The organism is Streptomyces sp. NRRL S-455, assembly GCF_000717875.1.
Taxonomy (GTDB): domain Bacteria; phylum Actinomycetota; class Actinomycetes; order Streptomycetales; family Streptomycetaceae; genus Streptomyces.
Map to the genome: position 1 here is coordinate 126,266 of NZ_JOCT01000023.1, position 12,932 is coordinate 139,197.

Annotated in this window: 10 protein-coding genes; 3 read left to right on the forward strand and 7 right to left on the reverse strand. The window is 71.2% G+C overall.

Going from position 1 to position 12,932, the window contains the following annotated elements:
- The first annotated feature begins 140 nt into the window (after window positions 1-140).
- Window positions 141-473 (forward strand): hypothetical protein, encoded by a 333-nt coding sequence (locus IE97_RS0128360; protein ID WP_030246499.1) that lies wholly within the window; start codon window positions 141-143, stop codon window positions 471-473.
- Between the two features lie 17 nt (window positions 474-490).
- On the opposite strand, the gene IE97_RS0128365 is transcribed toward IE97_RS0128360, so the two are convergent.
- From IE97_RS0128365 to mce, 7 genes are all read right to left on the reverse strand, one after another.
- Entirely contained in the window at window positions 491-1,366 is an 876-nt protein-coding gene (locus IE97_RS0128365; protein ID WP_030246502.1) for an ABC transporter permease, read from the reverse strand.
- Window positions 1,363-2,784, reverse strand: coding sequence for an ABC transporter ATP-binding protein (locus tag IE97_RS0128370; RefSeq protein WP_030246505.1), 1,422 nt, complete (start codon window positions 2,782-2,784; stop codon window positions 1,363-1,365). Before IE97_RS0128370 ends, IE97_RS0128365 begins: the two co-directional genes overlap by 4 nt.
- Window positions 2,785-2,905: 121 nt before the next feature.
- Complete coding sequence (locus IE97_RS0128375) at window positions 2,906-3,676, reverse strand: ABC transporter permease (RefSeq protein WP_030246509.1); 771 nt, start codon at window positions 3,674-3,676, stop codon at window positions 2,906-2,908.
- Between the two features lie 2 nt (window positions 3,677-3,678).
- Window positions 3,679-4,641, reverse strand: a complete 963-nt coding sequence (locus IE97_RS0128380; protein WP_030246513.1) for an ABC transporter ATP-binding protein — start codon at window positions 4,639-4,641, stop codon at window positions 3,679-3,681.
- A gap of 86 nt (window positions 4,642-4,727) precedes the next feature.
- The gene (locus IE97_RS0128385) at window positions 4,728-5,663 is read right to left on the reverse strand and encodes a cellulose-binding protein (protein WP_030246517.1); all 936 of its coding nucleotides are present in this window, start codon (window positions 5,661-5,663) and stop codon (window positions 4,728-4,730) included.
- A 183-nt stretch (window positions 5,664-5,846) separates the two neighbouring features.
- Window positions 5,847-9,794, reverse strand: coding sequence for a polarized growth protein Scy (gene scy / locus IE97_RS0128390; RefSeq protein WP_030246520.1), 3,948 nt, complete (start codon window positions 9,792-9,794; stop codon window positions 5,847-5,849).
- A 209-nt stretch (window positions 9,795-10,003) separates the two neighbouring features.
- A complete protein-coding gene (gene mce / locus IE97_RS0128395) occupies window positions 10,004-10,444 on the reverse strand; it encodes a methylmalonyl-CoA epimerase (RefSeq protein WP_030246523.1) in 441 nt (146 codons plus the stop codon).
- Window positions 10,445-10,593: 149 nt separating this feature from the next.
- Here mce and IE97_RS0128400 point away from each other — a divergent pair, with 149 nt between their 5' ends.
- On the forward strand, window positions 10,594-11,802 hold the full coding sequence (locus IE97_RS0128400; RefSeq protein WP_030246526.1) for an acetyl-CoA C-acetyltransferase: 1,209 nt from the start codon (window positions 10,594-10,596) through the stop codon (window positions 11,800-11,802).
- 40 nt (window positions 11,803-11,842) lie between these two features.
- Window positions 11,843-12,799, forward strand: coding sequence for a methylmalonyl Co-A mutase-associated GTPase MeaB (gene meaB, locus IE97_RS0128405; RefSeq protein ID WP_030246530.1), 957 nt, complete (start codon window positions 11,843-11,845; stop codon window positions 12,797-12,799).
- Window positions 12,800-12,932 lie beyond the last annotated feature (133 nt).

Here is a 12,932-nt window from a genome sequence, read left to right on the forward strand (position 1 = left end):
CGGGGCAAGGGGGCGACCCGGCGGGAGCCCGCCTCGCCCGACGAGGGACTTGGGACGATTGGTGGCGTACGTGTACCCACGTCCTCGCCGCGTAGGCTGGACACGGCCCGTGCTCCCTGTATAGCCCCAAGAGGTGTCCCGTGTCCCCGCGTCGTAACCGACCCAAGGGTGCCGGTTCTTCCGGCCGGAGCGCCGAGGACGACCGCCCCGGCCGCTACGGCGGCTGGCAGTCCTCGGAAGACTGGCAGGGCGAGAGCTGGAACGTGCGGCACGTGGCCGGCGCGAGCGCGCAGGGCAAGGCGTACCGCTGCCCGGGCTGTGACCAGATGATCCCGGACGGGGTGCCGCACGTGGTGGCCTGGTCCGCGCACACGGGCGTCGACGACCGCCGGCACTGGCACAAGGCCTGCTGGAACGCACGGGACCGCCGCACCCCGGGGGTGCGGCGGTCCCGTAACGCGCCGAGGTTCTGAGGGACCTCGGAGGGAACTCAGACGTCCCGCTTCTCCAGCAGCGCGAAGGCGGCGGCGTACGCGACGGCCGTCACGCCGAGGATGATCCACAGCGGGTCCCAGCCGGACGGGCCGGACGTGCTGAGGGAGGCGGAGTAGAAGACGCTGAGCTGGCTCGGGATCGAGTACTCGAACAGGGCGTCACGCACCCCCTCCAGGGACTCCGAGAACATGAACAGCGCGATCACGAGCGGAGCGAGCACGGCACCGACCATGAGGGTGATGGCGCCCGCCGAGTGCCGGATGACCGAGCCCATGGCCAGCGAGAGCAGTCCCAGCAGGGCGATGTACAGCGCGACGCCGACCGTGCCCTTCAGCCATTCCCCGCCGGAGGGCGACTTCACGCCGTCGCCCGCCAGCATGGCCATGTGCAGGAAGGCGACGAGGGACACGGACACCAGCGTCACCACGAACGCGACCAGGAAGAACACCACGGCCTTCGCCGCCAGCACCCGGCCGCGGCTCGGGCACGCGACCATCGTGGTGCGAACCATGCCCGTGCCGTACTCGGAGGCCGTGGTCAGCACGCCCAGCGTGATGATGCACATACTGCCGAGAAGCAGACCGAAGAAGCCGAGGCCGAGCGGGTTCTCGCCCTCCAGAGCCGGGTCGGAGTTCGCCACCACCACTCCGGTCAGTGTGCCGATGCCGACCACGAGCAGCACGAACACGCCGAGCGTCCACATCGTGGAGCGCACCGACCTGATCTTCGTCCACTCGGAGGCGATGGCGTGCCCGAGGTGGGTGCGCACGACGGGGATCGGTGAGGTGTAGCCGGGGTACGCCGAGCCGGCACCGGGCGCCGCCTCCCAGTGGGGCGCGGCCTGCGACATCTGGGGCTGGGGGCTGCTCATCGGGGGTCCTCGGGCTTGGTCAGGTCGGAGGCCGGGGCGGGCTGCGCCGCGGCGGAGGGCGTCTTCGGCGCGGGCTGTCCGGTCGGCTGGGGCGCGGACGGTTCGGGGGCCGCGACCGGCTGAGAGGAGGGCTGCGCGGCAGCCTCGGACGACGGCTGCGCGGGAGCCGCCGCCACCTGGCCGGTCCCAGCAGGCACCCGCGGCGTGCTCTGCGGTGCGTCCTTCGGTGCCTGAGGCGTGGGCTGGGCGTACGGGTTCGGCGTGCCCGCGCCGGAGACGCCGGGGGCGACCGGAGCCGTCCCAGGCGCGCCCGGGACCCCAGGTGCGCCGTACGGGCCCGCCGGTGCCTGGCCCGGCGCCCCCTGCGGAGGCATCGCGAACGGCCGGCCGTCCGGCTGGGGCGGCGGCGGGGCGTACCAGCCCGGCTGGCCCTGACCCGGGACCGGCATCGGCGGCTGCGCGCCCGGCGGCAGCGGCTGCTGCAGACCTTCCTTCTGGTCGATGGTCGAGCGGTAGTCGACCGCGCCCTGCGTCATCCGCATGTACGCCTCCTCCAGCGAGGCCTGGTGCGGCGACAGCTCCCACAGCCGTACGTCCGAACCGTGCGCGATGTCGCTGATGCGGGTGAGCGGCAGCCCGGTCACGCGCAGCGCCCCGTCCTGCTCGGGCAGGACGTGGCCGCCCGCCTCGGTGAGCGCGGCCGACAGCTTCTCGCGCTGCTGCGGCTCGGTGTCGGGCGTCCGGACGCGCGCGAAGCCCGCGGAGTTCGCGGAGATGAAGTCCCGCACGCTCATGTCGGCGAGCAACTGTCCGCGCCCGATGACGATGAGATGGTCGGCGGTCAGCGCCATCTCGCTCATCAGGTGGGAGGAGACGAAAACGGTCCGGCCCTCCGCCGCCAGCGCCTTCATCAGGTTCCGCACCCACAGGATGCCCTCGGGGTCGAGCCCGTTGACCGGCTCGTCGAACAGCAGCACCTGCGGGTCTCCCAGCAGCGCCGCGGCGATACCGAGCCGCTGCCCCATGCCGAGGGAGAAGCCCTTGGACCGCTTCTTGGCCACGTCGTGCAGGCCGACGACCCCGAGCACCTCGTCGACCCGCCTCGCCGGGATGCCCGACAGCTGGGCCAGGCACAGCAGATGGTTGCGGGCGGCCCGGCCGCCGTGCACGGCCTTCGCGTCCAGCAGCGCCCCGACCTGGCGGGGGGCGTTGGGCAGCCTGCGGTATGGATAGCCGCCGATCGTCACATGCCCGGACGTCGGGTTGTCCAGGCCGAGGATCATCCGCATCGTCGTCGACTTGCCCGAGCCGTTCGGCCCGAGGAAGCCGGTGACGGCCCCGGGCCGCACCTGGAAGGAAAGGTTGTACACAGCGGTCTTGTCGCCGTAGCGCTTCGTCAGGCCGACTGCTTCGATCATGCTCCGCACCCATCGCAAGTTCAGGACAGCGGGGCACACGCCCCCGTAAGGGTTAGGAGGATATCGAGGAGCTGACGGTTCCACCCAAGAGGAGGTAAAAGGTCACGCCACGCCTGTCCCCCTAGGCATCGCGCTTCTTCAGCAGCACGTACCCGCCGATCAGTGCCGCCAGCACCCACAGCCCCATGATCCCGAGCCCGCCCCACGGCCCGTACGGGGTGTCGTCGTCGATGGGCGTGACCACCTGCATGATCTTGCTGCCGGCCTGGTCGGGCAGGAACCGGCCGACCTTCTTCGTCGCTTCGACGTTGCCGAGGACGTTGGAGATCAGGAAGAAGAACGGCATCAGGATGCCCAGCGACAACATCGGTGAACGCAGCATCGCGGCGACGCCCATCGAGAACATCGCGATGAGCGTCATGTAGAGCCCGCCGCCGATCACCGCCCGCAGCACACCCGGGTCGCCGATCTCCGCCCGGTGCTCGCCGAGCATCGCCTGCCCCAGGAAGAACGCGGCGAAGCTGGTGACGAGGCCGACCAGGAGGGCCAGCCCCGTGGCGACCGCGATCTTGCTGAACAGGAAGGACCCGCGCTGCGGCACCGCGGCCAGCGACGTGCGGATCATGCCGGTGCTGTACTCGTTCGACACGACCAGCACACCGAAGACGATCATCGCGAGCTGACCGAGACTCATCCCCGCGAAACTGATGAACGTCGGATCGAACTCCGCCCGCTCCTGCCCGCCCATGCTGTCGAACTCGTTCGCCGACAGGGCCGAGATCAGCATGCCGAGGGCGACCGTCACGACCACCACCAGCGAGAGGGTCCACACCGTGGACGCCACCGACCGGATCTTGGTCCATTCCGACCGTACGACCTGCGTCGTCGCCATGCTCAGCCCCTCTTCCAGCCCTCGCCCCACTGCTGCTGCCGTGGCGGCTCGGGGCTCGTCTCGCTGTGTGCGTGGTACTCCACCGACTCCGCGGTCAGCTGCATGAACGCCTCTTCCAGCGACGCCTGCTGCGGACTCAGCTCGTGCAGCGTGATCCGGTGCTGCGCCGCCAGTTCGCCGATGTGCTCGGCCTTGCCGCCGTCCACCTCCAGCACTCCGTCGCCGCTCTCGACGGCCACGATCCCGGCCTGGTGCAGCACGTCGAGGAGCCTTTCCCGCTGCGGGCTGCGGACCCGGACGTACGACCGTGAGTTGCGCTGGATGAAGTCGGCCATGGAGGTGTCCGCGAGCAGCCGCCCCTGCCCGATGACGACCAGGTGGTCCGCGGTCAGGGCCATCTCGCTCATCAGGTGGGAGGAGACGAACACGGTCCGGCCCTGCGCCGCCAGAGACTTCATCAGGGTCCGGATCCAGTGGATGCCCTCGGGGTCGAGGCCGTTGACCGGCTCGTCGAACATCAGGATCCGGGGATCGCCGAGCAGCGCCGCGGCGATGCCGAGCCGCTGCCCCATGCCCATCGAGAAGCCCTTGGTCTTCTTCTTCGCGACCGCCGTCAGCCCGACCGTCTCCAGTACCTCCCCAACCCGGCCCCGCGGAATGCCGTTGCTCTGCGCGAGGCACAGCAGGTGGTTGTAGGCGGTGCGCCCGCCGTGCCAGGCCTTGGCCTCCAGCAGGGCGCCGATGTACGTCAGGGGGTCCTTGAGCTGGTGGTAGTGCTTTCCGTCGATGCGGACGTCGCCGGCGGTGGGGTGGTCGAGACCGAGGATCATCCGCATGGTCGTGGACTTGCCCGCGCCGTTGGGTCCGAGGAAGCCGGTGACGATGCCTGGTCTGACGGTGAAGGACAGGTTGTTGACCGCCACCTTCTCGCCATAACGCTTGGTCAGCCCCTCGAGCTCAATCATGCCCGCCACGCTAGGACGTCACAAAGCCCTCTGCCACCCGAGCGGCAGAGGGCTTTGCGGAGATTCAGACTCCGTATCCCGGCGTGTTACCGGGACTGCTGGGCCGGGACCCCGCGGGAGACCGGCTCGTCCTCGGCCGGCGTACCGGCCGCGGCGACCGCGGCGCCCGTCAGCGTGGCGAGCATCTCGCGGACGTTCGTCAGCTGGGCGTTGATGCTGTCGCGGCGGTTGGTGAGGGCCGCGAGCTCACGCTCGGATTCCGAACGGATGCGGTCGGCCTTGGCGTTGGCGTCGGCCACGATGTCCTCGGCCTGACGCTGAGCCGTCTCGACCGTCTGGCGGGCGCGGCGCTCGGCGTCCGTGCGCAGCTTCTCGGCCTCCAGGCGCAGCTGCTCGGCCCGGTGCTCGATCTCGGCCAGGCGCTTCTCGGCCTTGGCCTGACGGGAAGCCAGGTCGCGCTCGGACTGCTCGCGACGCTTGGCGAGGTTCGTCTCGAAGTCGGCGGCGGCCTGGGCGGCCTTGGCGCGGGTCTCCTCGAAGAGGGCGTCCGCCTCCTCGCGCTTGGACTGCGCGTCCTTCTGCGCCTCGGAACGCAGCTGGGCGGCGTCACTCTTGGCCTTCTCGACGATCCGCAGGCCCTCGTCCTCGGCCTTCGCCTTGCGATCCGCGGAGTACGCCTCGGCGTCGTTGCGAACCTGCTGGGCGGCCGACTCGGCGAGCTCGCGGTGCTGCTCGGCCGCGCGCCGGGCCTCCTCGCGCAGGTCCTTCGCCTCTTCCTCGGCGAGGCGGAGGATCTTCTCCACGCGTGCGCCGAGACCCGCGTACGACGGCTCGGCGTCGTTGACCTGGGCCTGGGCGTTCTGCGTCTCGAGGTGGAGCTCTTCGATGCGCTTTTCCAGAGCGGTGATGCGGGCGAGAGCGCTGTCACGGTCGGAGACGAGCTTGGAGATACGTTCGTCCACCTGAGCGCGGTCGTACCCACGCCGCACAAGCTCGAAGCCGTAGGGGGAAGTGTCGCTCATGGGGTTCCTGTCGAAAGAGACCGGTGAGGTGATAGAGGGAATCCTAGGGGCCGAAACGGTGTGTCATCGAGCGGATGCGCGTTTGATCTGGAAAATGAGACCCCTTTCGGGTGGCTGACCGCAGGACTGCTTGCCAAAACCTTGGTCAAAGGCCCTAGCAGACACTCCCATCGCCTCGCTTGGCTAGCTTTCCGAGGACTTGCCACCCGAACGGGGTGCGCCGACTGTTGCGCCGGCCTTCACCCCGCTGTCCTTCGCCGGGGACGGAGCCTCAAAGGATTCCAACGCCTCCAGGACGTCCTGGACACGGGAGATCTCGGCGTTGATGTCCTCGCGCCGGCGGACCAGGACCTCCAGCTCGCGCTTCCCCTCCTCGACCGTCCGCTTGGCCTCGCGGATCGCCTCCGCCTTGAGCTCCTCGGCCTCCCGGACCAGCGTGGTCTTCTTCTGCTCGGCCTCCTTGAGCAGGCCCTCGGCCTTCTTCACCGCGGCGATACGGACCTTGCCCGCCTCGGAGTTGGCCTCCGAGACGATCTCCTTGGCCTGTGCCTGCGCCTTCGCCAGCTGTTCCTCGGCGGCCTTGACGAGCGCGTCGCAGCGGTCGCCGGCCGACTTCATCGCCTCGGCCGACTCGCGCCGGGCCCGCTCGTGCAGCTCCTCGATCTCCGAGGTGATGCGGTCCCGCAGCTCCTCCGCACGCTCCCTGATCTGCGTGGCGTCCCGGCGCGCGCCGACCAGCAGCTCGTCCGCGTCCGTACGGGCCTTCTCCACCAGCGAGTTGCCCTCGACCGTCGCCTCGGAGACGAGCCGGTCGGCCTCCTTGCGGGCCGCGCCCACCATCCGGTCGGCCTGCGACTCGGCCTCCGCCGTGGTCTTCTGCGCCTGCTGCTGCGCCTCGGAGATCAGCTTGTCGGCCTCGGCCGTGGTCTCCGTGATGAGCTTGTCGACCTGCTCGGCCGCCTCGGAGCGCCGCTTGTTGGCGTCCTTGCGGGCCTCGTCCAGTGTGCGGTCGGCCTCCTCGCGCGCGGACGTGACGAGCCGCTCCGCCTCCGCCTCCGCTTCGGCCTTGACACGCTGGGCCTCGCCCCGGACCCGCTCGGCGTGCTGCTGCGCCGAGCCGACCGTCTCGGCGGCCTCGGCACGCAGCCGCTCCGCCTCGCCCGAGGCCTCCGCGACGAGCTGCTCGGCCTTGGCGACCGACTCGGTCCGCACCCGCTCGGCCTCGGCGGCCGCCTCGGACCGGACCCGATCGGCCTCCGAAAGAGCTTCCGTGCGGACCCGCTCGGCCTCGGTGACCGTGTCCATCCGCAGCCGGTCGGTCTCCTGGATCGTCTCGGTGGTGAGCCGCTCCGCCTCGTTGCGGGCCTCGGTGATGAGGGTGTCCGCCTGCGTCGCCGCGTCCGAGCGGATGCGGTTGGCGTCCTCACGGGCGTCCGCCCGGGTGCGCGAAGCGCTCTGCTCGGCCTCGGCGATGGCGTCCGACGCCTCCGTACGCACCCGCTGGGCGTGCTCGGCGACCTCCGCGCGGATCCGCTCCGCCTCCGTGATCGCCTCGGACATCGTCCGCTCGGCGAGCGTCTTGGCGGCCTCGGTCTCCTCGTGCGCCTCGCGCCGCAGCCGGGCGGCGTCCTCGCTCGCCCGCTCCCGCTCCGCGTACGCGTCGGAACGGACCCGGTCCGCCTCTTCCTGCGCCTCCCGCCGCGTACGGTCCGCCGCGTGCTCGGCGGCGCTGCGCAGCCCGGTGATCTCCTCCTGGGCCTGCTCGTGCAGCCCGGCGACGGAGTCCCGGACCTGCTGGGCGTGCTGCTCGGCCGCGGACACCATCTCGGTGGCCCGCCGGTCGGCCTCCTCGACCAGCCGCACGGCCTCGGTCTGCGCATCCTCCACGCGCTTGCGCGCCGAGGCCAGCAGTTCCTCGCTCTGCTCGCGGGCCCGCTCGCGCTCCTGGTCGGCCTCCTGCCGGGCGCTGCCGAGGAGCTCCTCGGCCTCCCGGCGGCGGCGGTTGGCCTCCTCCTGGGCGGCGGCCAGCGTCTCGGACGCCTCGGTGGCCAGCCGCTCGGCGGCGGTCTGCGCCTCCGCGCGCACCCGGTCGGCGCTCTCCTGCGCCTCCGACTTCAGCCGCTCGGCCTCGCTCGCGGCCTCGGACCGCAGCCGTACGGCGACGGCCTCGCCCTCGGCCCGCGCGGCGGACGCGTCGGAAGCGGCCTCGTCGCGGAGCCGCTCGGCCTCCGCCTCGGCCTGCTGCTGGAGCGTACGGATCCGTTCGGCGGCCTCGGCGCGCAGCCGGTCGTTCTCCTCGGCGGCCTCGCGGCGGATCCGCGCGGCCTCCTCACGGGCCTCCGACAGCGCCTGCTCGGCCGCCGTCAGCCGCTCCTCCGCCTCGCTGTGGAGCCGCGTCAGCTCCTCGGCGGCCTCCGCACGGCGTGCCTCTATGGCCCGCTCGGTCTCCTCGTGCAGTTCCAGCACCGCACGCTCGGCGTCCGACTTGAGGGCCTCGGCCTGCTCGATGACCTCCTCGCGGTGCCGTTCCGCCTCCTGCCGGGTGCGCTGCAGCGTCTCCTCGGCCTGCCGGCGCAGGGTCGTGGCCCGCTCGATGGCCTCCGTGCGGACCTTCTCGCTGTCCGTCTGGGCCGTCGTCCGCAGCTCGTCCGCGTCCGCCTTGGCCTTGGCGAGCAGCTCCTCGGCGGACCTCGCCGCCTCCTCGATCTGCGCCACGGCCTCCTTGCGGGCCTCGGCGCGGATCTTCTCGCCCTCCTCGACGGCGTCCGCCCGCAGCTGTTCGGCCTCGCCGCGCAGCCGACGGGCTTCCTCCTGGAGCTCGACCGTCTTGGCGCGGTACTCCTTGGTGTCGTCCTTCGCCGCGCCCTTGAGCTCCTCGGCGATGTCGTGCGCCTCGGCGCGCAGCCGGTCCGCCTCGGCCTCGGCCTCCCGGCGGATCCGCTCGGCCTCCTCGGCCGCGGCCCTGGTGGTCTTCTTGGCGTCCTCCGACGCCTTGGTGAGGACCTCCTCGGCGGTCCGGGCCGCCTTGGACAGCTGGGTCGCGGTCTCCTCGGCGGTGAGCGTGCGGGCCTTCTCGGCGGCCTCCGCGACGATCTTCTCGGCCTCGGCGCGGGCGTCCGCGACGATCTGCTCCGCCTCGGACTTGGTGTTCTCGGCCTCCTTCGTGGCCTCCTCGACCAGCCGGGCGACCTGTTCCTTGGCCGTGCGGGTGCGCGTCTCGTTCGCGGACTCGGCGCTCGCCAGGGCCTTGGCGGCGGCCTCCTTGGCCTCCGCGACCAGCTTGTCCGCCTCGGACTGCGCCTTGCGGAGCGCCTCCTCGGCCTCGGCCATCCGCTGCTCGGCGGCCCTGCTCAGCTCCTGGGCCTCGCGGCGCGCGGACTCCGACTCGGTGACGGTGGACGTGCGCAGCTGCTCGGCGTGGTCGGTGGCCTCCTGGGCCTGGGTGGAGGCCGCGTTCAGGAGGCGCTCGGCGTCCGTGCGGGCACGCCGCAGGATCTGCTCGGCCTCGGCCCGGGCCTCCTCGGCGGCGCTGGTCAGCCGCTGCCGGGCCTCGGTCGCGAGCCTCTCGGCCTCCGCGCGGGCGGCGGCCAGGGACTGCTCGGCCTCGGCGCGGGACTCCTCCAGCAGCCGGCGGGCCTGCTGCTCGGTGCGGGCCCGCAGCTGCTCCGCCCACGCCACGTTCTCGTTGACGTGCGACTCGACCGTCTGGCGGCGCTCGGACAGCTCCTGGTCCAGCTGCTGGCGGCGGGTCACCGCCTCCTGGTGCAGCTCCGCCTGGAGCCGGGCCGCCTGCTCGGCGTGTTCCTGGAGGATCCGCTGGGTCTGCGCCCGGGCCTCGCTCAGCTCCCGGTCGGCGTCCGCGCGGATCTGGTCGGCCTGCATCTGCGCGTTGCGCAGCAACTGCTCGGCCTGCCAGCCGATGTCGCCCCCCTCGAAGGAGGGCCGGGACATGATGGTGCGCCGCGCCTCGTGCAGCTTGGCGCGCAGCACCTCGACCTGGTAGCCGAGGTCCTCGGCGTGCTGGATCGCCTTTTCCCGTTCGGTCTTCAGCCGCTTCATCTCGGCTTCGAACCGAGAGAGGTGGTCGACGTCAGCCGCCGGCTCTCGCTCCTGGCTCTCGTAGCCCCGCACTGCGCGGTCCCATCCGTCCCCTGGTCGCAACTCTCTTCAACGAGCTCCGTCCATCCACCGAACGGGGCCCCCGGGGAATGGTGTCAGATCATCGGCGGAGCAGAGGCTGCTGCCCCGACGCTCGTCCCCCGAAACCCGGACCCCGGAATGCGGTCGCCACGGATTGGGCGGCGACCGCACCCAACCCTACCGGCCCTTATGTACGAGGGTCAGTGCTCAGGTGACTCAACAGGCGCCGAAGTGACCAGTTCTGTCAGTACGCCATGGCAGTCCTTGGGGTGCAGGAAGGTGATTCGTGACCCCATGGAACCGCGTCGGGGCTCTTCGTACAGCACGCGTACGCCCTTGTCGCGGATGTCCGCTGACTCCGCGTCGACGTCCGCCGTACCGAAAGCGATGTGGTGGACGCCCTCCCCGTTCTTCGCGAGCCACTTCCCGACGGCGGAGTCCTCGCGGGTCGGCTCCAGAAGCTGCAGGTAGGAGGCGCCGCCGTCGGACGTGTCGTTGATCTTGAGCATGGCCTCGCGCACGCCCTGCTCCTCGTTGACCTCGGAGTGGAACACCTCGAAGCCGTACGTGGCCCGGTAGAACTCGACGGTCTTGTCGAGGTCGAAACAGGCGATCCCGATGTGGTCGATTCGCGTCAGCATGGATTCAGTGCAGCGCGCCGGAGGTGGTTACGCAACGTGCGAGCGATCACACCGACAGCCAGGTGACGCGGTGGAGTACCGGTCAGTACATTCGAAGTAAACCCTCGTTCACTCCTCGGCTGTGCAGGCCGGTAAGGGGATCGCAGCTCATGACTTCTGGAACTTCCGGAGCGAACAGCTCGGTGATCGTCGCGGGCGCGCGTACGCCCATGGGGCGGTTGCTCGGCTCGCTCAAGTCCTTCTCCGGAGCCGACCTGGGCGGCTTCGCGATCAAGGCCGCCCTCGACCGTGCGGGGATCGGTGGCGACCAGGTGCAGTACGTGATCATGGGGCAGGTGCTGCAGGCCGGGGCGGGGCAGATCCCGGCGCGCCAGGCCGCCGTCAAGGCGGGCATCCCGATGAACGTGCCGGCGCTGACCATCAACAAGGTGTGCCTGTCGGGTCTCGACGCCATCGCTCTCGCCGACCAGTTGATCCGTGCGGGTGAATTCGACGTGATCGTCGCCGGTGGTCAGGAGTCCATGACCAACGCCCCGCACCTGCTGCCCAAGTCCCGTGAGGGCTTCAAGTACGGCGCGGTCCAGATGCTCGACGCCATGGCGTACGACGGGCTGACCGACTCCTTCGACGGCGTCGCCATGGGCGAGTCGACCGAGAAGCACAACACCCGGCTGGGCATCGGGCGCGCCGAGCAGGACGAGATCGCCGCGCTGTCTCACCAGCGTGCGGCCGCCGCCCAGAAGAACGGGCTCTACGAGGCCGAGATCACGCCGGTGGAGATCCCGCAGCGCAAGGGCGACCCGGTGCTGTTCAGCAAGGACGAGGGCATCCGCGGCGACACGACCGCGGAGTCGCTCGGGAAGCTGCGTCCGGCGTTCGCCAAGGACGGCACGATCACGGCCGGCTCCTCCTCGCAGATCTCCGACGGTGCCGCCGCCGTCGTGGTGATGAGCAAGGCCAAGGCGCAGGAACTCGGCCTGGAGTGGATCGCCGAGATCGGGGCGCACGGGAACGTGGCCGGGCCGGACAACTCGCTGCAGTCCCAGCCGTCCAACGCGATCCAGCACGCGCTGAAGAAGGAGGGGCTGGGCGTCGAGGATCTTGATCTCATCGAGATCAACGAGGCGTTCGCGGCGGTGGCCGTGCAGTCAATGAAGGACCTTGGGGTGTCCACCGAAAAGGTGAATGTCAATGGCGGCGCCATTGCCCTGGGTCACCCGATCGGGATGTCCGGTGCCCGGCTCGTGCTGCATCTCGCGCTGGAGCTGAAGCGGCGCGGGGGCGGCGTGGGCGCGGCCGCGCTGTGCGGTGGCGGTGGTCAGGGTGACGCGCTGATCGTGCGGGTACCGAAGGCCTGAGCACCGGTTCTCGGACCTCCCTTTCATGAACGGAGCTGTGATGCAGGACGTCTCCACGCTGGTCGCCCAGGCCAGGGAGGGCCGGCCGCGGGCCGTGGCCCGGTTGATCTCCCTGGTGGAGGGGGCGTCCCCGCAGCTCCGGGAGGTCATGGCGGCGCTCGCGCCCCTTGCGGGCGGGGCGTACGTGGTGGGGCTGACCGGGTCGCCGGGGGTCGGCAAGTCCACGTCGACCTCGGCGCTGGTGACGGCCTACCGCAAGCAGGGCAAACGGGTCGGCGTCCTGGCCGTCGACCCGTCGTCCCCGTTCTCCGGGGGCGCGCTGCTCGGGGACCGGGTGCGGATGTCGGAGCACGCGTCCGACCCGGGCGTCTACATCCGCTCGATGGCGACGCGGGGGCACCTGGGCGGGCTCGCGTGGGCCGCTCCGCAGGCCATCCGCGTGCTGGACGCGGCGGGGTGCGACGTGATCCTCGTCGAGACGGTGGGGGTCGGGCAGTCGGAGGTGGAGATCGCCTCGCAGGCGGACACGTCCGTGGTGCTGCTCGCGCCGGGGATGGGCGACGGGATCCAGGCGGCCAAGGCCGGGATCCTGGAGATCGGTGACGTGTACGTCGTGAACAAGGCGGACCGGGACGGGGCCGATGCGACGGCTCGCGAGCTGAACCACATGCTGGGGCTGGGGGAGGCCCGGGGGCCGGGTGACTGGCGGCCGCCGATCGTCAAGACGGTCGCGGCGCGGGGGGAAGGTGTCGACGAGGTCGTCGAGGCGCTGGAGAAGCACCGGGCCTGGATGGAGGAGCGGGGTGTCCTCGCGGAGCGGCGGATGTCCCGGGCCTCCCGCGAGGTCGAGACGATCGCGGTGACGGCGCTGCGGGAGCGGATCGGGGACCTGCACGGGGACCGACGCCTCGGGGCGCTGGCCGAGCGGATCGTGGCGGGCGAGCTGGATCCGTACCGTGCGGCTGACGAGCTGGTCGCCGGGTTGACGGAAGGGTGAGCGGGCGCGGCGCTGGTGTAGCGCGTGGCGCCGGCGGTTTCGTGGTGGGTCGGGGCCGCGCCGGGGGGTGTCCGTCCTCGGAACGGCGCGATGGGGTCGGAGACCAATTGACTGTCCGTTGACGCGCCAACCA

Bases quoted from the DNA above. Each gene is read 5' to 3' on its own strand.
- IE97_RS0128375 (WP_030246509.1), bottom strand. From the start codon at position 3,676: ATGGCGACGACGCAGGTCGTACGGTCGGAATGGACCAAGATCCGGTCG.
- IE97_RS0128380 (WP_030246513.1), bottom strand. From the start codon at position 4,641: ATGATTGAGCTCGAGGGGCTGACCAAGCGTTATGGCGAGAAGGTGGCG.
- IE97_RS0128385 (WP_030246517.1), bottom strand. From the start codon at position 5,663: ATGAGCGACACTTCCCCCTACGGCTTCGAGCTTGTGCGGCGTGGGTAC.
- IE97_RS0128370 (WP_030246505.1), bottom strand. From the start codon at position 2,784: ATGATCGAAGCAGTCGGCCTGACGAAGCGCTACGGCGACAAGACCGCT.
- IE97_RS0128365 (WP_030246502.1), bottom strand. From the start codon at position 1,366: ATGAGCAGCCCCCAGCCCCAGATGTCGCAGGCCGCGCCCCACTGGGAG.
- IE97_RS0128400 (WP_030246526.1), top strand. From the start codon at position 10,594: ATGACTTCTGGAACTTCCGGAGCGAACAGCTCGGTGATCGTCGCGGGC.
- mce (WP_030246523.1), bottom strand. From the start codon at position 10,444: ATGCTGACGCGAATCGACCACATCGGGATCGCCTGTTTCGACCTCGAC.
- meaB (WP_030246530.1), top strand. From the start codon at position 11,843: ATGCAGGACGTCTCCACGCTGGTCGCCCAGGCCAGGGAGGGCCGGCCG.